Origin of the sequence: Pseudoalteromonas sp. TB64, assembly GCF_000498095.1 — a bacterium.
GTDB lineage: Bacteria > Pseudomonadota > Gammaproteobacteria > Enterobacterales > Alteromonadaceae > Pseudoalteromonas.
The window spans coordinates 1-22,387 of sequence record NZ_AUTQ01000161.1 but is presented as its reverse complement, the minus strand read 5'-3'; the positions used below and the strand labels follow the sequence as shown (position 1 = coordinate 22,387).

Below are 22,387 nucleotides of genomic sequence, written 5' to 3'. Positions count from 1 at the left end.
ATTAATACTCATTCATGTGTTAATTTTTCAAGTAAAGTTTCTAATTTCACTTCTGCGGCATCGAAATCGAACTCATCAAATGCGTCTGCTATATCAGCTATATTTTCTTTAAATTGTGATGCAGGGTTACGTTGTAATTGAGTAAGTAGATCATCATTAAGTTCAGCATTTTTGGCATCTTGGTAAAGTTGCTCACAAAGTGCTTTTATTTCAGTTATTGATAATGTATCGGTCTCTTCAACTGTATTATCTGGTTTTTTACACACACTACTTGCTAGTAACTTAGTTATGACGGCAAGCTCATTTTTTATTGCCGATAAAATACCATCAATATTAGCATCGGTTGCTTGTTCTAAACTGGCTAATAGCTTCATTAAAGTACTAAGACCTAGATTTCCAGCAACACCTTTCAGGGTATGAATTAAACTATCAATATCTTTTATATCAGATAGCGGTTCGTTTAATAGAGTTTCAAATCGTTTGTCTGTGTCATTAGTAAATTTAGTGATTTCAGTTAATTGTTTGCACCTAGAGCCCCATAAAGCTAAGCCTTTTTCAAAATCAATGTGTTGGGCACTAGGGTCTGTTTGCGATATTACAATTTCTTTTGCTAAACCCAGGCCTAAAACTTGAGCAATTTCTTGGTTTAGTTGATTTATATCGACTGGTTTGTTTGCAAAACCGTTCATACCTGCTTTTTTTGCAGTCAGTTTATCTTGCTGTAACACACTCGCTGTTAAGGCGATAATAGGTGTGTATTTTAATTGCCTTTGTTTTTCAATTTTACGTATTTTAATTGTTGCCTCAATACCGTCGCATTCAGGCATATGTATATCCATTAAAATAACATCAAAATCTTGTTTCTCAAAAATATCAATGGCTTCAAGCCCATTACTCGCTTTAGTTACTATGTGTTGATCGCGAGAAAGTAACAACGAAAGAAGCTCTGTATTTTGTTCTATATCATCAACAACTAACACTCTAAGCGCTGGTAGCTGAGTATGTAGACCGTCAAAATAATCTATTTTAGTTTCGTCACCTACCTCTAGTGGCAATGAAAAGTAAAAGCAAGTGCCTTTGCCTATGTTACTCACTAGATTAATTGTACCGCCCATAAGTTCAACAAGTTGCTTACTTATCGTTGTACCAAGCCCAGTGCCTCCAAATCGACGTGTAGTTGTGCCATCTGCTTGTTCAAAAGGCTGAAAAACAGCTTTTACACGATCCTTAGCAATACCAATACCCGTATCTTGAACTTCAAAAAACAGGTGCTCGTTTTGTGTTGTACTTACGGTGACAGTTACAGAGCCTTGTTCGGTAAATTTTATAGCATTACCTATAAGATTAGTAAGCACCTGTCTTACTCGATCAGGGTCACCATAGTAGGCTGTATGTACAGATGCTTTAATATCGAGAGTTAGGTTAAGATCTTTCTTTTTAGCTTCAAGCCAAAAGGTAGAAATAATACTATCTATTACAGGTTTTAAACTAAAGTGAATTGGTTCTATAGTCAGTTTGCCGCGCTCTAATTTTGCTGAATCAAGAATTTCATTAAGTAGACGTAACAAAGAACGTGCGGCATTATTAACGGTAATAAGATGTTTTTGTTGTTCTTGATCTAGTGGGGTATCCATTAACAAGTCACTAAAACCAATAATTGAATTCATAGGCGTACGTATTTCGTGGCTCATATTAGCCATAAAAGATTGCTTTGCAAACGCGGCTTCTTCTGCTTGGAGTTTAGCTTTTTCTAATTTTGCTTCGTATTCTTTTCGTTCAGTAATATCGACTAGTACGCCGTCAATCCATTGCGGTGTCGCTTTATCTGAAAAATCAAAACTACCTTTATCTAAAAGCCATAAAATTTTGCCATTTCTATGCCTAATTCTATATTCAATAGAATATTGTCTTTTTTCTTCAATGGCTAATGTAATAGCATCTAGGATAGGTTGTTGGTCAACTTTTAAAACAAGATCGTTAAACTCGATGCAATGCTCAGTAAATTCCTCTGATTTATAGCCCGTTAATTCTAATATTCTGGGGCTTATAAATAACATAGTCCAATTAATATCAAATTTACATCGAAACACGACACCTGGCATATTGTCTATTAAAGAGCGATATTTTTGTTCTTTTTCAATAATGTTTCGTTGTAGTTTTCGCTGTTCACTTAAATCAGTTATAAAACCAACATATAACGGGTTTTGCCCTGGTTGGTTTACCTCTCCTACACCCAAGCGAATAGGGAATAAGTGACCCTTTTTATGTTTTGCTAATATTTCACGGTTAACACCAATGACCTTGCCTAAGTCAACATTTTTAGCATTTGAAAGATAGCTATCGTGATGTGCTGCGATGGTATCGTCCATTAACATTTTTATGTTCTTGCTTTGTACTTCACTTTCACGCCAACCAAAAATTTTACTCGCTGATTCGTTAAAGCTCAAAATCACGCCTTTATGATCTATTGTCACAATGCCATCAATAGCGGTGCCTAAAATAGCATTTAAACGAGACTCATCAGCCGACTTTTCTTCCAGCAACATTTTATATCTAACCATGCCGTTAAGAACGGCAACTACACTTGTTATTGCGACCGTTGCTGTGGCAACCGCGATAGCGACAAAAGTAAGACCTGCTGTAGCATTAACATCGTCGTATAGCAGTGGAGAGGTTGCAACAAAACGCGTTGCTGCCATTCCCATATAGTGCATGCCTGCGACGGCTGAACCTAGAATAAGAGCGCTAATTGAGCGGTTTTGGAGAGAGGTTAAATTTGGGAGTGTTTTTTCAAGGTTGAAACGACAATATAAAGCAATGAAAGAAAGTGCCACTGCAACAATAATTGAAAGCCCAAACATTAAAGGATCGTAACGCAATAATGGGGAGAGCTCCATTGCAGCCATGCCACTGTAATGCATGGTACCTATACCTGAGCCGAGTAATACTGAGCAGATAGCTAATACTTTAAAATTACCATTACTGTTTACCAGCATTGATACAGCATATTGGCAGGCCAAAAATGCGGGAATAAAAGATAACAATGTAATAGTTGGGTCGTACTTGATATTAGTACACAACGAAAAAGCCAGCATACCAATAAAATGCATACTCCAAATACCGGCTGAAAAAACAGTTGCTGCCGTTATATTAGCGATACGTTGATAACTTGGAAATTTAGTCTCTTTTGCTAAATCAATGAGCTTAGTTGTAAAAAATGCAGCAAATATTGCAATTAAAACAGACATCGATACCAAAACAGGATCGTAAACCCCATTCACAATTAAGCTTGGATCTTGGTCTTTAATGAAAAATGCGGATAACATAGCGGCTCAAAATATAGTCTTTATATTTTTATTTTAATGTAATTTCTTAATAAATAAACTGTTAATTCCACGAATGCCTTAAAACAACAACTTTATAACTAATAATTATCCTTTATTACTCAAATATCGCTTTAACTTTTATATTTAGATTGGCTCTGTATGTTTTTTGAACTACAAAAAACAACTTTAAATTATTAATACGATTTCGTTAGTTATAAAACTACAAGTAAAGAAGGTTACAATGCTAATTATTAAATAAGAGGCAATTTTATTATGTAAATATAAGTATTAAATATACGCAGTAGATACGATATTATTGCATCAGCATATAAAATTTATTTATGAGAAGTTATTGTGTTTGAGTACCAGCTAAAAAAAAGTGCCCGACGAAAAACAGTTGCAATTAAAGTACACAATCAAAAAGTGACGGTATATGCTCCTAGTTATGTGGCAAAAAATCAAATTGATAGCTGGTTACATGAAAAAAAGTCGTGGGTAGATGCCCAGTTACGAAAGCAGCTTAATGCAACTGACACCAAACAATACCCCTTTGAAAAAGAACAAATACGTCTTTTTTCAGAAGTAGTTAATTTACGGTTTGAGCAAGGTCTTGATTCTGCAGTAAAACCTTATTTAGATGATGGATTATTAATTACGGTATCTTCTCGTGTTAAGTATCAGCAACAAAAGCATCAAAAGTTATTGGAAGCATATTTAAAAGAGAAGTTAACTGCCTATATAGAAATGCAATTAGCTTATTACTGCACTCAAATGAAAGAGATATTACCTGAGAATTTAAATATTGGAGTTTATAAGCGAAAGTGGGGAAGTTGTAATAGTAAACGTGAGCTAACGTTTAATTTGCATCTTGTTTGTGCGCCTCATCACATTATAGATTATGTAATAGTTCATGAATTAGCACATTTGCGTTATTTAAATCACAGTAAGGCATTTTGGCAACGGGTTGAAACGTTTTATCCTGAATATAAAGCAGCATCACAATGGTTAAAAATACATGGAAGTAGTTTGCAATGGGTATTTTAAGTCGTTTGTATCAAACAGATGAATTACTAGATAAGAAGTAGAAAAGTGGTGGAGGGAGCTGGATTCGAACCAGCGAAGGCTGAGCCGTCAGATTTACAGTCTGATCCCTTTGGCCGCTCGGGAACCCCTCCACACTAATTTTATTGCATTTGGCCCCACTTAACTTAGCGGTAAGAAAAGTGGTGGAGGGAGCTGGATTCGAACCAGCGAAGGCTGAGCCGTCAGATTTACAGTCTGATCCCTTTGGCCGCTCGGGAACCCCTCCAATGCAACGGCGCTGATAATAGCAAAACTTGTATTTAAGTAAAGAAAAAAGCTAAAGAAAAATGAAATAAAGCCGATAAATATCTATAACCTACAACAATCGGCTAAAGTCTATGCAAATCGATGATTTGTTAATCACAGAAGGGCAGTTGAGCACACGGCTCAATAAAAGTGTCCACGAACATCGCAGAGGAGAGTTTTCTCTTTTACTTGCAATGCTTTCTCATGATGCTCTGGATTTTAGTCAGTTTCATTTACCAAAAACAGAAATTGAAAATTTAATTGTTGAAGAGGATATACTGCGTAAACAAATTGGAGCAGCTCCTAAACAACTTTTAGCCCCAGATAAATTTGATATGTTAATAGGGCAATATAATGCATCCTTATTAGTAAAGAATGGGGAGCGTTCAGGAATGAGCGATATTAAATTGAACCATTGTTTAAATCCAGAGCCTCTTTCGATAAGGGATGACGCTACATATATCCCGCTTAATGTGATTGATAATTGTGAACTTGCAGTACGTAGGCGTTTAAAAAGCGCTGAAACTCAACTCTCTAATCCACAAATGGATGCCGCTGCTTTTTATGATAATCTTAATAACGAGAATCTACACCAGCCTTTGCATCTTGCTAGCGCTTAAATGATCAAGCCTATAAAAGGCTTTAAGTTCAAGTTAGACAATTTATATGCGAATGCAGACAACCTTAATTTTTTTAAAAACTGATTTAGTGTAAAAAAAGCATCCAAAAATTTATTGCAATTGCTATAATGAGTACAAATGGTATGACATTAAATGCCGTTATCATTAAATCAAGGTAATTAGGAACGTAATGAAGAAAACATTCACGCTGAATCATGAGAAAATCAAATACCCTCGTATGGTTGATGCTGCAAAGCACGAAGTGAAAAAATATTTGAAGAGAGAGCGTAATAAAACGCTGCCTGAAGATGCTGACTATTGGGCATTCGATTGTAAGTTTGGTAATACAGTTGAAGATGCACAAGTTGTGCACGTTGCTGAGTTAAGCAATCAAATTGGCGAAATTGAAAAGCAAGGTTTAACTTCTTTTTATGTAGAAATTTTAGCGCGACCTGCACAGCGTCAGCAATTAGATCTTGATGACGATGAGTAATACTTAGTTTTAAGTATGTATTAATTCAGAAATGGGCCTTAATTTAAAGGCCCATTTTTTATTGACTAACATTTAAAATGTGCAAAGTTTTAAAGTTAGGTAATTGTTCAAATTGAGGTGAATCTAATTGCATTAATGAATATGCAAGTTACTAGGCTAAATGAAAACGAATATTTAAAACTAAAGCATTCCTAAAAACTTTTTTGTGCGTATATTTAGTATTTATAAGCAGATCCCTCTGTTATTTATAAACTATAAAAACACCACAAAAAGCTAGATAGATGAATCTATCTCAAACAGCTATTTTCTATGCTAACAGCGTTAAATTCACTTGCCATCCAGCTATTGGTGCGCAAATTCTCCTTATTATCATTAAAAATTTTTGACTAGAGTAGAATAAATTAAAATATCATTATGATTCAATGCTTTAGTGGCTTTGTTAACTGGGTTCAGGTTATTTAGCTATCGAATTATTAATATTACAGGTTATGTTATTGATTTTTAATGCTTAACTTGTTTTCGTTTAATAGTGTTGTACTAACTAGAAAAAAGTGAAAAGAGTATTACTTACATTTGCATATCTCTAATCAGTATTATAATGTGCGATGAGCGATTAAATAGTTGTTGTACTTATGCCATTAAATTATACAGATAGTGAATTAAAGTTAAGTTTGAAGAGCTCAAGCGTACTTATTGTTGATGATCAATTGTTAAGTGTAATTGTATTAAAAAGAATACTAGCAGAGCACTTTAATGTTATCACTGCAAATAGTGGTGAAGAAGCTATCGAAGTATGTAAAATTAATGCACCAGATATAATTTTATTAGATATTACAATGGGCGGTATGAGTGGAATAGAAATGTGCTTAAAACTAAAAACCACACCAGAATCACAAGATATCCCTGTTATTTTTGTTACCTCATTTGAAAACCAAGAAACAGCTTGCTGGGAGGCGGGTGCAGTAGACTTTGTTAAAAAGCCTATTAATCCTGAAACTCTATTCAGAAGAGTACGTGCGCACATTACAATAAAACTTCAGCAAGATTTATTAAGCCAAAAAGTTTATCTTGATGACTTAACAAAAGTATTTAACCGTCGGTATTTTGATGCTCACTTTAAAAAAGTTGAATTAAGTGCATTACGAGAAAAATCTGATTATGCATTATTGCTTATAGATATTGATTATTTTAAACAATACAACGATATTTACGGACATATTCAAGGCGATAATGCTTTAAGGCTGGTTGCACAAACACTCACAAATAGCTTACAAAGACCAAGCGATTTTGTTGCAAGGTATGGCGGTGAGGAATTTATTGTTGTTTTGCCTAATACCAGTAGTGAAGGTGCACTTTGTGTTGCTGAAAAACTTAAGCAAAATATAATTGATCTGGGGATCTTACATAAATATTCAGAGTTTAATTTTTTAACAGTTAGCATTGGCGGTTCTACATTACAGCCACATAGAAATAATAAAAGTACGTTAGATTTAGCTGACAAAAAGCTGTACAAAGCAAAAGACCTGGGTCGAAATCAAGTTTGCTTTTAAAAATCACAGCAAAACATCTAAAACTTTAACCAATAACGATTAGTTTTGTTAGTTTAATTTGGTTAGTTTAAAAATGAAGGAAATGAAAAATATGTGCTTAATTTTAGGTAATCTCATAGGCGGCTAGCTTTTTACACGCCTAAACGTTAAGAATTTGAGCTAGTAGCATACTAAAGGTTTTTTACTGTTCTCCTAGATTGCAAATTTTGTAATATTATAAAATCATCTTATTTTTAAATATAAAAATCAATGAAGTCTAATAACTTGGCTAATCTATTTGTAAAATATATTTAGTTGAAAATAATAAAACCTTATTGTTCAAACTAACCCCAACAAGGCTTACATTTTTATTCAGAATGGCACTTTTTATATTTTTTACCACTGCCGCAAGGGCAATCATCGTTCCTACCCACTTTTATATCAGCAACAGGGTGTATTACCCCATCAAGATAACGCCATTGGCCATCTTCTTTAATAAAATCCGACTTTTCATTTAATTCACAAAAAAGATTTTGATAGAAATAATTCGCTTTAAACTCTACAAATCCCAGATTTTCTTCGTAGCCGGAGTCAATAACAGTTAATTTTATAAAACGACAACTATCTGCAAAGTCTTTAATTTCTTTAACTGGGTTTTCTGCTTGTTTTTCGCTGGCGTAGGTTTGATAAACATATTTTGCATTTTTAAGTACATATGCACTGTAGCGAGATCGCATTAATTGCTCAGGTGTTTGAGCTTGTTGTGTTGCTAAATGAAAAGGCTCACAGCAATCAACATAGCTTTGCTGACTGCCACAAACACAGATTATAGAATTTAGTGAGTTCATAATATTAATATAAAGTATAAAACCCTAGTTTAACAACCTTATTGGGCAAGCGGTATCTCTGTGACTTTGATATTTTTTGTAAAGCAATATAGTTTAGTATTTGTTTTACTTAAATCTAAAGATAAGCTTGTAAGTAGTTGGTTATTAACTATATCAGTCCATGTAATAACAGCTGCAAAATTACCATTATGCAAAGCAGAGTTTAATACGTACTCTAAATTTACTAAATGCTTTTGCCTAATAACAAGTAGCTTACTGGTATCGATTGAGCATGAGTCGAGTAAAGCTTTGCTAGGAACATGATCCGGCGCAATTAATAACGTCCATGCATTCAAGCTATTATATTGGTGCAGCACTTTTAATAACTCAAATGTAGCCGAAATTTCGTCCTCTATTTGAATTAAGTTAACACAATCGCTTTTGTTGTCTTGCTGATAGCTTTTAACAGTTCTTACGGTAATTGGCTGTAACATGTCTCTCACTCACTGGTTGTATATACAGTATGTGTATACAGTAGTTTATACAGTACTTGTGTGCAAGTTTTTTTTGCTATTTATTTGTACAGTCATTCATTTTTAAATGTTACTCAACATTATTTTATTTTTTATCATTTGATTTATAAGACTTATTTTTAGCATCTTTAACTTCATCCAAATTAAAGTAACTATTTATACAGTAGTGCGTTTATTGTAGAGATCAATTTCGCACTTATATTATTTTTTTAACAGTGGTTTTTTGTACTAAATACGATGGAGGTAATTCATAGTGATTATTCAGTACATGGGGTCCTTGGAATTAAATCAGAAAATTGTAATTGGTGAATTTGTTCATATAAGCTTGCAGCATAGCATTGTGCGTCTTTGAAGCGTTTTGTTTCAATATGCTTACGTAAATCAGCTAAAGCGGCAATTGCGGGTTGGTGTTCTTGAGAGCTTGATAAGCTTAACCAAGCTGCAGCATGAAATATACTTTTTGGCACGCCTTGACCTTTAATAAACAATATTCCTAAATAAAATTGCGCTCTATGATCGCCAGACATTGCAGCTAAACGCATCCATTTTGCAGCAAGGGCATTTTGCTTACTCTTTAAATAATAAAGTGCTTTATTTAGCGTCCTTTGTTGACTGTTATCGCTAACCTGCACTGAGTTTATATCGGTTGGTTGCGTTACAAAAAACAGTATATTATCTAACTGTTGCTCTAAATCTTGGTCTTTGGGCATTGTTTTTATCATACTCATTCATTATTTTAGTTACCTCAATAGTTTAGTATACCGCAAGGGAAAATGTCCTTTAAAAGATAATTTTTGTGATAAAATCTTGCCACTTTTTATTATCGTAAGTTTATTATGCTCGAAACCTTATTTAAAATTAATGAAAATGGTTCATCGGTTCGCCGTGAATGTATTGCAGGTGTAACTACATTTATTACAATGGTTTATATTGTATTTGTTAATCCTGCGATGCTAGCTGAAGCGGGAATGGACCAAGGTGCTGCGTTTGTGGCTACTTGCATTGCTGCTGCCATTGGTTGTTTTATTATGGGGCTATGGGCTAATTATCCTTTAGCACTTGCACCAGGAATGGGCTTAAATGCCTTTTTTACATACGGTGTTGTAATAGGATTAGAGCACACTTGGCAGGCTGCATTAGGTGCTGTGTTTATGTCTGGGTGTATATTCTTATTTTTAAGCTTATTTAAAGTTAGAGAATGGATTATTAATGCCATCCCCTTGGTTTTAAAACGCGCTATCGCAACAGGAATTGGCGCATTTTTAGCATTAATTGCGCTTAAAAATGCAGGTATTATTGTGTCTAATCCTAAAACTTTAGTTCAATTAGGAGACATAACATCAGCAGGGCCATTACTCGCTATTTTTAGCTTTTTTGTTATTGCGGCTCTTTTATATCGTGATTTTAAAAGCGGTGTTTTAATTAGTATTTTATTAGTAACTTGCATTGCATTAGGTTTAGGACTGGTTGAATATCATGGGGTAGTGGATATGCCGCCTTCTATTCTACCTACTTTTATGCAACTTGATTTTGCTGCGGCATTTGATGTTTCAATGCTGAGTGTTATTTTTGCTTTTTTATTCGTCGATTTATTCGATACTTCAGGCACGTTGGTTGCGGTAACACAAAAAGCAGGATTAGCAGATGAGAAGGGCAATATGCCACGTTTAGGTCGTGCGCTGAGTGCAGATAGTACAGCAACTATTGCAGGTGCAATGCTCGGTACTTCTACGACAACATCTTATATAGAATCGGTTGCTGGTGTATCTGTGGGCGGACGAACGGGTTTAACGGCTGTCGTTGTTGGCGCTTGTTTTTTATTGATGATGTTTTTTGCACCGCTTGCGCAAATGGTTCCGGCTTATGCTACTGCGGGTGCTATTTTATATGTTGCGGTTTTAATGCTGCAAAACCTAAAGTTTGTTAATTGGGATGATATGACAGATGCTATCCCTGTTACCGTTGTGCTCCTAATGACACCACTAACGTTTTCGATTGCAAACGGTATTGCGCTTGGTTTTATATCATATACGGCTGTTAAAGTGTTGTGTGGTAAGCAAGATCAAATAACGATTAGTGTCTGGATATTAACGGCATTGTTTGTCATGAAATTTGTGTTTTTACCTTAATAAATACTTAGATAGTAAAAAGCCCATATAGGTTTATATGGGCTTTTTTAATATTTAATTTTATAAAGGGGTTACCATTTTTTCTTTGGGGCAAACAGTACATCTAAATCATCTTGCTCTTGTTCGTTTTTCTTTTTAAGTGCACTTGCATTAGATGCTCTAAGCTCAACACTTATGGCTTCTAGGTAACCTTCAACTTCTTGGCGCTTAGCGGTTACATAATCATCAGAATAAGAAACAGCGCTTAATGTTGCATGTGCCTTTTCAAAATATTGTCTTGCAGAGCCAACCATATTCGCTGAACGTGCAGATAAACCACGCTTAATTTGGCTTTCAATGTTTATACGCAGTTGAAGTTTTTCAAGGCGTTTATCTTCGGCTACAAACGTTTGGCTATCTACTCTACCTTTATTATGTTCTGAACGTAAAATAACGCGTAACTTTTTTATGCCTTGTATAAGGCTAACGAGTTGCTTGTCGTTACTTGGTAAAGACAGAGTTTCGTTGTTGTTACCTTGCACAGCATTTGTAAGATGTTCTTTTGCTTCATTTAAACGACTTTTCAGTGCTTTGGAATTAGGTGAGTTAGTCACCATGGTACTTAGTGCTTCGTAAATACGGCGTTGTAAAATACGGATAATATATTCAGATAGCGGAATGTTGGCACTATTCATAAGTGCTTCTTCAGTTTCTTCTATTATCGCTTTTTGTTTTGTGAGTTCTTTACGACGCTCGCTTTCTTGTTTTTCTTTGTGTTGTTGTACAGCACTTACCCAAAGTGCAATCACAATCAGTGCAACTATAAGTACAATTATAATAGAAACGATCATGGTGTAATTCTCGGATTCATAACCTAATTCGTTAATCTTACATTAAAAATATGGTTACAGGATAGTTTTGCACCGATTAACTTTAAAATATGCAAATAAAGCGCTACAACCTTAAGGGATTATAAGATTAAACCGGATAATCATTGCTATCTGAAGTATATTTATTGTGCTAGCCTTAAACTCTAAACATATAAAATACATTAACATTGAACTAAAACTACCTTTAAAGTGAAATAACGCTTGGTTTTAGTGAGTGTAGCCTTTATATATAATATGAATAATAACGTTAAAATATGCGGCCATGAAACTACAACAGCTCAGATATATCGTAGAAGTACAAAATCATAAATTAAATGTTTCAGCAACTGCTGAGAGCTTATTTACCTCGCAACCTGGTATTTCTAAACAAGTACGAATGTTAGAAGATGAGTTAGGTGTGCAAATTTTTGGTCGTAGCGGAAAGCATTTAACGCATGTTACTGGTGCTGGTGAGGATATCATTAACATTTCGCGCGAAATACTTTCTAAAGTAGAAGGTATAAAAGCAGTTGCGAATGAGCATACTTTGCCTGATCAAGGTAAATTGAATATTGCCACTACACATACTCAGGCTCGCTACGCGCTCCCAAATGTTATCCAAGGGTTTATGAAAAAATACCCTGCGGTATCACTGCATATGCACCAAGGCACACCACAACAAATATCTGATGCAGCAGCACGAGGCGATGCCGACTTTGCAATAGCAACAGAAGCTTTGCATTTGTATTCAGATTTAGTCATGTTGCCGTGTTATCACTGGAATCGCAGCATTGTAGTAGCTAAAGACCATCCTTTAGCTAAAAAAGCACATAGTTTAACTGTGGCTGATATTGCTCAGTATCCATTAATCACTTATGTGTTTGGTTTTACCGGACGCTCAGAGTTAGATAAAGCATTTAGTGCACACGGGCTTGAGCCGCATATTGTATTTACAGCAACCGATGCTGATGTTATTAAAACATACGTACGATTGGGTTTAGGTGTAGGTGTTGTGGCTTCAATGGCAATAGATCAAGTAAGCGATACAGATTTGGTTTGTATTGATGCAAGTCATTTATTTGAAGCAAGCACAACTAAAATTGGCTTTAGAAAAGGCAGTTTTTTACGTACCTACATGTATGACTTTATTGAGCGTTTTGCGCCGCACTTAACCAAAGAGCGAGTAGAGCGTGCAAGTTTAATGCGTAATCAAGATGACGTAGATAAATTATTTGCAGATATAGAATTACCAGTTAAATAGCTGCTTGAGATAGATTTATTATCCAAAGTTCAGGTTAATTACATTCAACGAATAATAAAAAAGCCGTCTACTTTAAATAGACGGCTTTTTTCTTTTTATAAAGAACTGACTAACATTCGATAATATTAACAGCTAATCCACCGCGAGCGGTTTCTTTGTATTTAGTTTTCATATCGTTGCCGGTTTCAAGCATGGTTTTAATTACTTTATCAAGAGATACCTTTTGCTCGCCACTGCCACGAATAGCTAAACGCGAAGCGTTAATCGCTTTAATGGCGCCCATTGCATTGCGTTCAATGCATGGCACTTGCACTAAGCCACCAACAGGGTCACACGTTAGACCTAAGTTATGTTCCATACCAATTTCTGCTGCGTTTTCTACTTGTACAACATTACCACCAACAATTTCTGTTAATGCGCCTGCTGCCATAGAACATGCAACGCCAACTTCACCTTGGCAACCTACTTCAGCACCCGAAATAGAGGCATTCTTTTTATATAAAATACCAATAGCCGCAGCCGTTAATAAATAACGTGTTGCTATATCGCGGTCTACTTCTTTTACAAATTTGTGATAGTACATCAGTACAGCAGGTAAAATACCTGCAGCACCGTTGGTGGGGGCGGTAACTACTCGACCACCAGCAGCATTTTCTTCATTTACAGCAAGAGCAAATAAATCAACCCAGTCCATTGCACGAAGAGGGTCGTTACTTACTTCTATATTTAGTTTTAAGTATAAACTCGGTGCACGACGTTTTACTTTTAAGCCACCTGGTAAAATACCTTCGGTTCGAACACCACGGTCAATACAAGCCATCATTACTTGCCAGATATGAAACAACTCATCTTTTACTTCATCTTCAGTGCGTAGTGTCTTTTCGTTTTTCATCATCAAGCTTGATACGCTAAAGCCAGATTCTTTACACATTTCTAGTAGCTCTTTTGCGCTATCGAATGGAAAAGGAGCGGGGTTTTCTTCTCTAATATCGAGGGCAGCTTGTTTTTCGTTTTCAAATTCTTCGTCAGTAACAATAAAACCGCCACCGATAGAGTAATACACTTTACTGTAAACTTTTTCGCCGTTGTTTGAGGCAATAATTTCCATTGCATTAGAATGCTTTGGCAGGGTTTTACGGCGATGAAAAACAATAGCCCCTTGTTTTGGAAACTTTGCTTTGTGTATTTGATTTAAATAAATAACCTGATCATTTTCAATGGTCGCTAAAATATCATCGACTAAATCGGCATCTATAGTTTCAGGATCGTAACCAGCTAAGCCAAGTATGACGGCTTTACCTGAACCATGTCCAACGCCTGTTTGACCTAGCGAGCCATAAAGCTCTACTTTTATATCGGTAACATTTGCTAATAATTGTTTTTCTTGGAGTTCATTAACAAATAAACGTGATGCGCGCATTGGACCAACGGTGTGTGACGACGATGGGCCAATGCCAATGCTAAACATATCAAATGCACTGATCATAATGTGTGTGTCTCTACTTTGTTTCTCAGCACGAGGCTGTTCTTTGAACGGTCGACCATGATAACGTGGAATTGCAATCGTGTAACTACTAATAGCTAAGATTTAAACTGGTAAGGCGAGTTGTTTTGTAAAGTTTTTTATAATGTTTGCCGTAGCACCCCACAGTAGTCCATTAGGCGTTTTAAACCCCTGCAAAATCACTGTTTTTCCAAACCGTTGAAAAGGTAAAGGTTGCCAGTTAGCTTCGTTATTTAAATCTGAGATCGACAACAAAAAGCTGGCTTGTACTTCATTATAGTCATTTTCCCACGTGGTGCCTTTGCTTAGTAAGCCCACGTACGGGCTAATACTAAAACCCGTTAAAGTTGAATACTCTGGTAAGCTGCCTAATACTTTAACGTTACTCGCGGCAATATTTAACTCTTCTTTTAATTCACGAAGTGCTGTGGTGCGAAGAGTAACATCGCTTACTTCAAATTTGCCCCCAGGCAAACAAATCTCCCCAGGGTGATGGTGTAAATAGGTAGGGCGCTTACACAGTAAAATATGGGCATGGTCATTTATATCAATAATAGGCAGCATAACAGCGCTAGCACGCTTTTTACGCGTGTCTTTTAATTGATTTGGCGCAGCCGTAGGGCTTAACAGAAAACGCGCCATAATATGTTCACTATTCAAAGCGACCTACTGTTTTAATAAAGGGAGGATTTTGTTTACTTTATCGTATGTTTCTTGATATTCCAATTCGACTTTAGAATCAGCTACGATTCCGCCGCCTGCCCAACAGTAAATTTGTTGTTGGTGGCATACCAAGGTACGAATAGTAATACTGGTGTCCATATTGCCACACGCACTTAAATAGCCAATTGAACCGCAGTAAATACTGCGACGATGTGGCTCTAGTTCTTCAATTATTTGCATCGCTCTTATTTTAGGTGCGCCAGTAATAGAGCCGCCCGGAAAAGCCGCCTGAAGCTGATCGACCGCTGTTTTTCCTTCATCAAGTTCTGAGGTTACTGTGCTCACTAAATGATGCACTGCCGGAAAGCTTTCGATAGCAAAAAGGGAAGGGACCTGAACACTTCCAGGCTTTGCTACTTTGCCTAAATCGTTACGCAGTAAATCAACAATCATGACATTTTCAGCGCGATCTTTTGCTGATGCAGCGAGTATTTGTGCTTGACATTGATCCTCTAACGCATCCGCTTTTCGTGGCAGTGTGCCTTTAATCGGTTTGGTTTCTACAACGTTATTATTTACAGATATAAAGCGCTCAGGGGAGATTGATAAAATAGCCCCTTGAGGGTGATTTATAAAGCTTGAAAACGGCGCTTTATTAGCCTCACGCAGTTTAATATAAGCTGCCCAAGGGGAGCCTTCAAACTGAGCGTTAAAGCGCTGCGCTAAATTAATTTGGTAACAATCGCCACTTTTTAAATACTCCTCAATTTGGGCAAATTTTGCAGCATACGCATCTTTACTCATGTTTGAGTGCCAATCAGTACTCAATTTGAAGTTTAAGTTAGTTATTGGTGCATCTAAATACTGCTCATAAAGCCTGAGGCGATTAACGTTTGGCTGCGATACATAAAACCAGCTTTGTTGTTGTTTATCGTAAATAAGGGCATCTAAATAAAGGCCAATAGCCATTTGAGGAAGATTAATATCTTCGATAGCATTAGTGGGAATGTTTTCAATTGTACGGCCTAGGTCGTAGCCAAAGTAACCAAGCCAACCGCCGTTAAAGGGTAAATCGTAATCGGCTTTTGTTTTATCAAGAAGTGCAAGTTCACTATTCATTATTTCAAAACAGCTTTTACAGCTTTGTTGATCATTTAGAAAACTTTTGTTGTTTTGAACTTCAAGCGTTTTTGTAGGTTCGATAGCTATAATATCAAAGCGACTATTTACATGGTCACTATTGGCAGAATCGAGCAATATGGCATAAGGAAGGTGTGCAAAATGTGCAAATACATCAATACAGCTTTGCTTTATGGCTAATTTAATACAATTATTTTTATTGTTTAGCATTTACTACCCCTTTAAGAACTGGCTCGAAACGGGCTGGGAGGGTATCATAAGTCAAATTTTTTGGCAGCACTAAGCTGCAAAAAACAGTGCAAACCACCGTCACCGGTTTGATTTAGTTTACGCGACAACGCGTAACGGTAACTTAAGGAACCACTATGAGTACAATTTGTCAGCAAGATTTTATTGATAGCATTGAAGATGCATTACAATATATTTCGTTCTATCACCCACTTGATTTTGTTCAAGCACTCGAGAAAGCCTACAACAAAGAACAAAGTAAAGCGGCTAAAGACGCCATTGCACAAATTTTAATTAACTCACGCATGTCGGCTGAAGGCAAGCGTCCACTTTGCCAAGATACCGGTATTATTACCTGTTTTGTTAAAGTAGGTATGGATGTTAAGTGGGATAAAACAGATTTAACCGTTCAACAAATGGTTGATGAAGGTACTCGTCGTGCATATTTGAATCCAGATAATCCTTTACGTGCATCTATTGTTGCAGACCCTGCTGGCACGCGTAAAAACACGAAAGATAATACGCCTTCGGTTGTACATATTGATTTAGTAGCTGGTGGTAAAGTAGAAGTAATGGTTGCGGCTAAAGGCGGCGGCTCTGAAAATAAAAGTAAAATGGTTATGTTAAACCCATCTGATGATGTTGCTGAATGGGTAGAAAAAACATTACCGACAATGGGTGCTGGTTGGTGTCCGCCAGGCATGCTAGGTATAGGTATTGGTGGTACGGCTGAAAAAGCGGCAGTAATGGCTAAAGAGTCGTTAATGGACCCAGTTGACATCCATGAGTTAATGGAACGCGGTGCAGAAACAACAGAAGAAAAACTACGTTTAGAAATTTTTGACCGTGCTAATAAATTAGGTATTGGTGCACAAGGGTTAGGCGGTTTAACAACGGTTGTTGACGTTAAAATTAAAACAGCACCAACGCATGCTGCTTCAAAACCTGTAGTAATGATCCCTAACTGCGCTGCAACTCGCCATGTACATTTTACGCTTGACGGTTCTGGTCCTGCTAATTTAAAAGCACCTAAGCTAGAGGATTGGCCACAAGTTACTTTTGAAGTGGGCGAAGGCACACGTCGTGTTGACTTAAATACACTGACTAAAAAAGATGTTCAAGAATGGAAAATGGGCGAAACCGTTTTACTTTCAGGCACTATTTTAACGGGTCGTGATGCAGCGCATAAACGTCTACAAGATATGATCAACTCAGGCGAAGGTTTACCAAAAGGCGTAGACTTTGATAATAAATTTATTTATTACGTTGGACCAGTAGATGCGGTACGTGATGAAGCGGTAGGTCCTGCAGGCCCTACAACAGCTACTCGCATGGATAAATTCACCGATATGATGCTAGAAAAAACAGGCATTGTAGGCATGATTGGTAAAGCTGAACGTGGACCTGCAACTGTTGAGTCTATCAAAGAGCATAAATCTGTTTATTTAATGGCAGTAGGCGGTGCGGCTTACTTAGTATCTAAAGCAATTAAAAAAGCACGCGTAGTTGCTTTTGAAGATTTAGGTATGGAAGCTATTTATGAATTTGAAGTAGAAGATATGCCAGTGACCGTTGCAGTAGACAGTGAAGGCGCTAATGCGCATACACAAGGTCCTGCGATCTGGAAAGCTAAAATAGAAGAGCTTGATAGCAAACTAAAATAACGTAAGTTATGCTTTTAGAAGCGAGCCTAGTGCTCGCTTTTTTGTTTTTTAAATAGAGTCATTACCAAGCTTACAGCTCTGACCAGTTTGCGAAAAAGCTCACTTTTTACTGAAAACCTATAGGCAGCAATACGTGGCGGGCAAGTAGCACTTGTATATTAAACTTTACATGCAACAGCTGTGTTACGTTCACGTAAACGTAAATCGGTGTGGTTATTCTATTTATAGTTTTTAAAACTTACAAATGACGGTTTTGTGAATTTTTTATCTATATAAAAGTTTTAATTCGGTTATTTAATTTAAGCTTGATGTTTTCATCGGTTTTATCTTCTGTGAGTATAGCGAACTCGAATATGAAGTGATAAAGTCTCGGCAATTTCCAGCGCGCATACCCTCTCACGGGTTAACTATTTCGGAGTATTTTAAGTGGCTGTGTTTAATCGAGTTGAATTTGATAACCACGAACAAGTGGTTTTTTGTTCTGATGAAGAGTCGGGTTTAAAAGCAATTATTGCTGTACATAACACTAAGCTAGGTCCTGCTGTTGGCGGATGTAGAATGTGGGATTATGCGAACGACGAAGATGCGGTTTATGACGTACTGCGCTTATCGAAGGGCATGACTTATAAAAATGCAGTAGCACGCTTACCATTTGGTGGCGGCAAATCTGTAATTATAGGCAATGCGAAAGAAATTAAATCGGAACAATTATTTCGTGCATTTGGTCGTCAATTAGAGCGATTAAATGGCAGCTATTACTCAGCCGAAGATGTAAATATTACCTGTGCTGATGTTGCACTTATGAATAAAGAAACTAATTACGTACTTGGCCTTGAAGGCAAAAGTGGTAATCCATCACCATTTACAGCATACGGTACTTTTTTAGGAATTAAAGCCGCGTTACAACATCAACGTGGTCATCAAAACTTTGCAGGTATAAAAGTAGCCGTTCAAGGTTTAGGTGCTGTTGCCTATGGTTTATGTAAACATTTAGCCGATGCTGGCGCTGAGTTGTTTGTAACAGATATTAACCAAGTAGCTATTGATCGCGTAGTTAATGAGTTTGGCGCAACTGCGGTTGGCATTGATGAAATTTACGACTTAGATGTTGATGTATATGCACCTTGTGCATTAGGTGCAACTGTTAACGATTTAACTATACCGCGTTTAAAGGCAACTATTATTGCGGGTTGTGCTAACAATCAGTTAGCTGAATCTCGCCACGGTGAAGTTATTCGTGAAAAAGGCATTTTATATGCTCCAGATTACGTAATTAACGCCGGTGGTATTATTAACGTTTATTACGAAACAGCACCAGAAGGTTACAGTAGCGATGCTTCAAATAAGCATGTTGAAGGTATTTTTAAAACGTTAACTGAAATCTTTGCTCGAAGCGAAAAAGAGCAAAAATCTACGCATTTAATTGCTGACGAATTAGCACAAGAGATCATTAAAAACGGTCTATAAATTTAAGCTAAAATGCAATAAAGGTGTGCAATTGCACACCTTTTGTTTATCTGTAAGTTAATGCAATTATTATTGAACAGCGGTACAATTTATTTTTAATTTTGTGCGGCAAATTATGACTTCTTCAACTTCTCTTATGCAGCCTATCGACTTCGATAATTGGCCTCGAAAGCAACATTTTGAATTATTTAAAAACTTCTCTCAGCCTTATTTTAATGTGTGTGTACGTTTAGATATTCAAACGCTATACGATTATTGTAAAACCAATCAAATTTCTTTTTTTCAAGCGTATGTGTATTGCACCTTAAAAGCTTGCTATGCATATGAGCCAATAATGCTACGTATAAATAATAGTAAGCCATGTTTACTTAATACTGTGCGTGCCAGTGTGGTTGAGCTTGCTGAAAACGATACGTTTATATTTAGTTATTTTAATTATAAAAACACGTTCAAAGAGTTTACTGCTCATGCAGAGCAGGTGGGTGAAAAAGCGAAGTCGCAACCGCTTTTTTCTGATGCGTTTGCCCAAACTGAAGGACAAGCAGATTTAATTCATATATCAGTTTTGCCATGGTTAAATTTTAGCGCATTTTCGCATGCATTTAGTGACGGTCAAAGTTTAGGGATCCCTAAACTTGTGTTTGGTCAGTATGATAAACATACAGGGACGATACCTTTAGCAATTGATGTGCATCATTCATTAATGGATGGATTGCACGTAGCAAAGTTTATAAACACGCTTCAAACTACATTTAATGACTTTTGTAACGATTTGTTAATGTAATAGAAGTAAGCCCTGTGGTAATATTTCCAGTTATTCAAAAGTTTATGTTTAGATGTAATTACGTTTAGTTACATTGGTGTCTAGTCTGTATCGCTAATTTATTAGTTAAAAAATAATTATAAAGGCTGTTTATGATGAAATGTTTAGGCATTTTATGTTCTTTGTTCGTCATATTTGTTTGTGAAGCACAAGAGCAAACGCGTTTACCGCTTAGCGATTACTTTTCTGAGACATGGAATACACGCTCAGGTTTACCTCATAATAGTATTAATAGCGTTGCTCAAACTCAAGATGGTTATTTGTGGATAGCGACTTGGGAAGGGCTAGCGCGCTTTAATGGTCAAGAATTTAAATTGTTTACTCGCTCCGAGATAAACAACCTTCCCGATTCTGGTTTACGTACACTTACACCTACAGATGATGGTGACTTATATATAGCCGGCTCAAGAGGGGGGATCAGCCTATATCATAACCGTCTTTGGGATACCCAATTTTCGGCAGCCNTGGCTTGCACTTGAAAACGATGGCGTATTTTATCGTGCAGCGAATAGTAAAAAAGACATTTCGATAATAAAAAATGTGAGCGCTTATAGAATAATCGAAGATGCTAGTAATATTATATGGGCAGCAACAAGCGACGGTCTTTATAAAATTACAGATAAACACGCCACTTTAGTTACCCCTGAATATGGACTCCCTAATTCTCCTGTTTATAACTTACTTATTACGAGAGATGGACAGTTATTGATTGGCAGTGAAAAAGGAGCTTACATTTTAAATAATGAACACTTTGAGCCTGTTGACCCTCAACTAAGTACTGAATCTATTTCTAGTTTGTTGGAAGATGATCATGGTGATTTATGGTTTGGTACTATAAACAAAGGCGTATTTAGACTTAGCCCTGATGGCTTAGAGCAACTAGATTCTGAAAATGGGTTACCTGCTAACCGTATATTATCCATGCTACAAGACCGAGAAAATAGTATTTGGATAGGCACTAACGCAGGCTTGTTTAGATTAAGAGAAGCCCCGTTTTCATATTGGACTAAAAAAAGAGGGTTAGCTGGAGATTACGTCCGAACCGTATTATCGCATTCAGATGGCAGCTTATGGATTGGAAGTAGCACTGGGCTTAATCGTCTTAATAAAAATAAGATAACTAGGGCGTGTTGATCTTTGCGGTATAAAAAACAAACAGCATGAGGATAAGGTATAATTGAATTCGCTAAAAAACGTTACACCGAACCCTCATGCCAAGATTAATGTTAACAGACGCGACATGGAATGTCTTATCAAAAGTAATGCACTTAAGTGGTCGAATTTATAATAAGCCTGAGCATAGAAAAACGCTCGAAGGCATACTCTATAAGATGCGTACCGGTATTCCTTGGCGAGATTTACCGTCTTATTTCGGCTCGTGGAGTGCTATCTATAGACGATTTAATTTATGGTCCAAAAAAGATATTTTGAATGAATTATTTCGTGTGTTATCCCACTATGCTGATATGGATTGGATCTTTATTGATGGCAGTATTGTCAGGGCTCACCAGCATAGTTGCGGTGCAAGAACCGCTGGCAATGAATCAATCGGTAAGAGTCGAGGTGGCAATTCGACTAAAATTCATCTTGCAGTAGATAGCGGAGGATTGCCTGTTTATTATGAATTATCCTGTGGAAATACGCATGATATCGTCCATGCAGAGTCACTTGTAGACAATTGCCCAACGAGTAATGTGGTTGTCGCAGATAAAGGCTACGATAGTGAAAAACTAAGAGAGTTTATTCGTGATAATAGCGCTACACCCGTTATTCCACGCAAGGATAACAGTTTAGTGGGTAATGAAGATATTGACTGGTGCATGTACAAATATAGGCACTTAGTTGAGAATGCCTTTGGTCGGATCAAACAATATAGAGGGATAGCTACAAGGTATGAAAAGCTTGAACGGAATTATCATTCCATGCTCGCTTTAGCATTTACTATGATGTGGCTACCAATGTGGGCTGATTAATATATATACTACAAAGATCAACAGCCCCTA

At 36.6% G+C, this 22,387-nt stretch carries 19 protein-coding genes and 2 tRNA genes; 11 read left to right on the top strand and 10 right to left on the bottom strand.

Annotated features, from left to right (window positions below; translation table 11 throughout):
- Positions 1-8: 8 nt before the first annotated feature.
- Positions 9-3,326, bottom strand: a complete 3,318-nt coding sequence (locus tag L647_RS0113550; protein WP_024611568.1) for an MHYT domain-containing protein — start codon at positions 3,324-3,326, stop codon at positions 9-11.
- 354 nt (positions 3,327-3,680) lie between these two features.
- On the opposite strand from L647_RS0113550, the gene L647_RS0113545 reads away from it, so the two are divergent.
- Positions 3,681-4,370: a SprT family zinc-dependent metalloprotease gene (locus L647_RS0113545; protein WP_024611567.1), complete on the top strand. Its 690-nt coding sequence runs from the start codon at positions 3,681-3,683 to the stop codon at positions 4,368-4,370.
- Positions 4,371-4,416: 46 nt separating this feature from the next.
- Here the strand turns inward: L647_RS0113545 and L647_RS0113540 are convergent.
- Together L647_RS0113540 and L647_RS0113535 are read right to left on the bottom strand one after the other, a co-directional pair.
- A tRNA-Tyr gene (locus tag L647_RS0113540) sits at positions 4,417-4,501 on the bottom strand.
- 49 nt (positions 4,502-4,550) lie between these two features.
- A tRNA-Tyr gene (locus L647_RS0113535) sits at positions 4,551-4,635 on the bottom strand.
- A gap of 112 nt (positions 4,636-4,747) precedes the next feature.
- Between L647_RS0113535 and L647_RS0113530 the strand changes: the two genes are divergently transcribed.
- The 3 genes from L647_RS0113530 (at position 4,748) to L647_RS0113520 (ending at position 7,318) form a co-directional block, all read left to right on the top strand.
- The gene (locus L647_RS0113530) at positions 4,748-5,275 is read left to right on the top strand and encodes a VC2046/SO_2500 family protein (RefSeq protein WP_024611566.1); all 528 of its coding nucleotides are present in this window, start codon (positions 4,748-4,750) and stop codon (positions 5,273-5,275) included.
- 190 nt (positions 5,276-5,465) lie between these two features.
- Positions 5,466-5,768, top strand: coding sequence for a DUF6172 family protein (locus L647_RS0113525; protein ID WP_024611565.1), 303 nt, complete (start codon positions 5,466-5,468; stop codon positions 5,766-5,768).
- Between the two features lie 632 nt (positions 5,769-6,400).
- Complete coding sequence (locus L647_RS0113520) at positions 6,401-7,318, top strand: diguanylate cyclase (RefSeq protein ID WP_024611564.1); 918 nt, start codon at positions 6,401-6,403, stop codon at positions 7,316-7,318.
- A gap of 347 nt (positions 7,319-7,665) precedes the next feature.
- On the opposite strand, the gene L647_RS0113515 is transcribed toward L647_RS0113520, so the two are convergent.
- From L647_RS0113515 to L647_RS0113505, 3 genes are all read right to left on the bottom strand, one after another.
- Positions 7,666-8,145: a YchJ family protein gene (locus L647_RS0113515; protein ID WP_024611563.1), complete on the bottom strand. Its 480-nt coding sequence runs from the start codon at positions 8,143-8,145 to the stop codon at positions 7,666-7,668.
- A 38-nt stretch (positions 8,146-8,183) separates the two neighbouring features.
- The gene (locus tag L647_RS0113510) at positions 8,184-8,618 is read right to left on the bottom strand and encodes a SulA-like leucine-rich domain-containing protein (RefSeq protein WP_024611562.1); all 435 of its coding nucleotides are present in this window, start codon (positions 8,616-8,618) and stop codon (positions 8,184-8,186) included.
- Positions 8,619-8,914: 296 nt separating this feature from the next.
- Positions 8,915-9,379 carry a sel1 repeat family protein gene (locus L647_RS0113505; RefSeq protein WP_024611561.1) on the bottom strand — a complete coding sequence of 155 codons (465 nt, stop codon included), beginning with the start codon at positions 9,377-9,379 and terminating at the stop codon, positions 8,915-8,917.
- Between the two features lie 114 nt (positions 9,380-9,493).
- Here L647_RS0113505 and L647_RS0113500 point away from each other — a divergent pair, with 114 nt between their 5' ends.
- Positions 9,494-10,786, top strand: a complete 1,293-nt coding sequence (locus L647_RS0113500) for an NCS2 family permease (protein ID WP_024611560.1) — start codon at positions 9,494-9,496, stop codon at positions 10,784-10,786.
- A 71-nt stretch (positions 10,787-10,857) separates the two neighbouring features.
- Here L647_RS0113500 and L647_RS0113495 read toward each other — a convergent pair whose 3' ends face one another.
- Entirely contained in the window at positions 10,858-11,616 is a 759-nt protein-coding gene (locus L647_RS0113495; protein ID WP_024611559.1) for a hypothetical protein, read from the bottom strand.
- Between the two features lie 301 nt (positions 11,617-11,917).
- Here L647_RS0113495 and cysB point away from each other — a divergent pair, with 301 nt between their 5' ends.
- On the top strand, positions 11,918-12,895 hold the full coding sequence (gene cysB, locus L647_RS0113490; RefSeq protein ID WP_024611558.1) for an HTH-type transcriptional regulator CysB: 978 nt from the start codon (positions 11,918-11,920) through the stop codon (positions 12,893-12,895).
- A gap of 109 nt (positions 12,896-13,004) precedes the next feature.
- Here the strand turns inward: cysB and L647_RS0113485 are convergent, their stop codons facing one another.
- The 3 genes from L647_RS0113485 to pabB all read right to left on the bottom strand — a co-directional run bounded on the left by L647_RS0113485 (position 13,005) and on the right by pabB (position 16,412).
- Entirely contained in the window at positions 13,005-14,381 is a 1,377-nt protein-coding gene (locus L647_RS0113485) for an L-serine ammonia-lyase (RefSeq protein ID WP_024611557.1), read from the bottom strand.
- 102 nt (positions 14,382-14,483) lie between these two features.
- Positions 14,484-15,059: a CoA pyrophosphatase gene (locus L647_RS0113480; protein WP_024611556.1), complete on the bottom strand. Its 576-nt coding sequence runs from the start codon at positions 15,057-15,059 to the stop codon at positions 14,484-14,486.
- 6 nt (positions 15,060-15,065) lie between these two features.
- Positions 15,066-16,412: an aminodeoxychorismate synthase component I gene (gene pabB, locus L647_RS0113475; protein ID WP_024611555.1), complete on the bottom strand. Its 1,347-nt coding sequence runs from the start codon at positions 16,410-16,412 to the stop codon at positions 15,066-15,068.
- A gap of 155 nt (positions 16,413-16,567) precedes the next feature.
- On the opposite strand from pabB, the gene L647_RS0113470 reads away from it, so the two are divergent.
- From L647_RS0113470 to L647_RS0113445, 5 genes are all read left to right on the top strand, one after another.
- The gene (locus L647_RS0113470) at positions 16,568-18,094 is read left to right on the top strand and encodes a fumarate hydratase (RefSeq protein ID WP_007583843.1); all 1,527 of its coding nucleotides are present in this window, start codon (positions 16,568-16,570) and stop codon (positions 18,092-18,094) included.
- Positions 18,095-18,520: 426 nt separating this feature from the next.
- On the top strand, positions 18,521-19,561 hold the full coding sequence (locus L647_RS0113465) for a Glu/Leu/Phe/Val dehydrogenase (RefSeq protein WP_024611554.1): 1,041 nt from the start codon (positions 18,521-18,523) through the stop codon (positions 19,559-19,561).
- A 136-nt stretch (positions 19,562-19,697) separates the two neighbouring features.
- The gene (locus L647_RS0113460; protein ID WP_024611553.1) at positions 19,698-20,345 is read left to right on the top strand and encodes a chloramphenicol acetyltransferase; all 648 of its coding nucleotides are present in this window, start codon (positions 19,698-19,700) and stop codon (positions 20,343-20,345) included.
- A gap of 579 nt (positions 20,346-20,924) precedes the next feature.
- The gene (locus tag L647_RS1000000126440) at positions 20,925-21,518 is read left to right on the top strand and encodes a two-component regulator propeller domain-containing protein (RefSeq protein ID WP_024611551.1); all 594 of its coding nucleotides are present in this window, start codon (positions 20,925-20,927) and stop codon (positions 21,516-21,518) included.
- Between the two features lie 77 nt (positions 21,519-21,595).
- Positions 21,596-22,357 (top strand): IS5 family transposase, encoded by a 762-nt coding sequence (locus tag L647_RS0113445; protein ID WP_024611512.1) that lies wholly within the window; start codon positions 21,596-21,598, stop codon positions 22,355-22,357.
- Positions 22,358-22,387: the final 30 nt, after the last annotated feature.

What these genes read in the sequence shown, in the direction of transcription:
- L647_RS0113550 (WP_024611568.1), bottom strand. Translation starts at nt 3,326, where the DNA reads ATGTTATCCGCATTTTTCATTAAAGACCAAGATCCAAGCTTAATTGTG.
- L647_RS0113530 (WP_024611566.1), top strand. Translation starts at nt 4,748, where the DNA reads ATGCAAATCGATGATTTGTTAATCACAGAAGGGCAGTTGAGCACACGG.
- L647_RS0113525 (WP_024611565.1), top strand. Translation starts at nt 5,466, where the DNA reads ATGAAGAAAACATTCACGCTGAATCATGAGAAAATCAAATACCCTCGT.
- L647_RS0113520 (WP_024611564.1), top strand. Translation starts at nt 6,401, where the DNA reads ATGCCATTAAATTATACAGATAGTGAATTAAAGTTAAGTTTGAAGAGC.
- L647_RS0113515 (WP_024611563.1), bottom strand. Translation starts at nt 8,145, where the DNA reads ATGAACTCACTAAATTCTATAATCTGTGTTTGTGGCAGTCAGCAAAGC.
- L647_RS0113510 (WP_024611562.1), bottom strand. Translation starts at nt 8,618, where the DNA reads ATGTTACAGCCAATTACCGTAAGAACTGTTAAAAGCTATCAGCAAGAC.
- L647_RS0113505 (WP_024611561.1), bottom strand. Translation starts at nt 9,379, where the DNA reads ATGATAAAAACAATGCCCAAAGACCAAGATTTAGAGCAACAGTTAGAT.
- L647_RS0113500 (WP_024611560.1), top strand. Translation starts at nt 9,494, where the DNA reads ATGCTCGAAACCTTATTTAAAATTAATGAAAATGGTTCATCGGTTCGC.
- L647_RS0113495 (WP_024611559.1), bottom strand. Translation starts at nt 11,616, where the DNA reads ATGATCGTTTCTATTATAATTGTACTTATAGTTGCACTGATTGTGATT.
- cysB (WP_024611558.1), top strand. Translation starts at nt 11,918, where the DNA reads ATGAAACTACAACAGCTCAGATATATCGTAGAAGTACAAAATCATAAA.
- L647_RS0113485 (WP_024611557.1), bottom strand. Translation starts at nt 14,381, where the DNA reads ATGATCAGTGCATTTGATATGTTTAGCATTGGCATTGGCCCATCGTCG.
- pabB (WP_024611555.1), bottom strand. Translation starts at nt 16,412, where the DNA reads ATGCTAAACAATAAAAATAATTGTATTAAATTAGCCATAAAGCAAAGC.
- L647_RS0113470 (WP_007583843.1), top strand. Translation starts at nt 16,568, where the DNA reads ATGAGTACAATTTGTCAGCAAGATTTTATTGATAGCATTGAAGATGCA.
- L647_RS0113460 (WP_024611553.1), top strand. Translation starts at nt 19,698, where the DNA reads ATGCAGCCTATCGACTTCGATAATTGGCCTCGAAAGCAACATTTTGAA.
- L647_RS0113445 (WP_024611512.1), top strand. Translation starts at nt 21,596, where the DNA reads ATGCCAAGATTAATGTTAACAGACGCGACATGGAATGTCTTATCAAAA.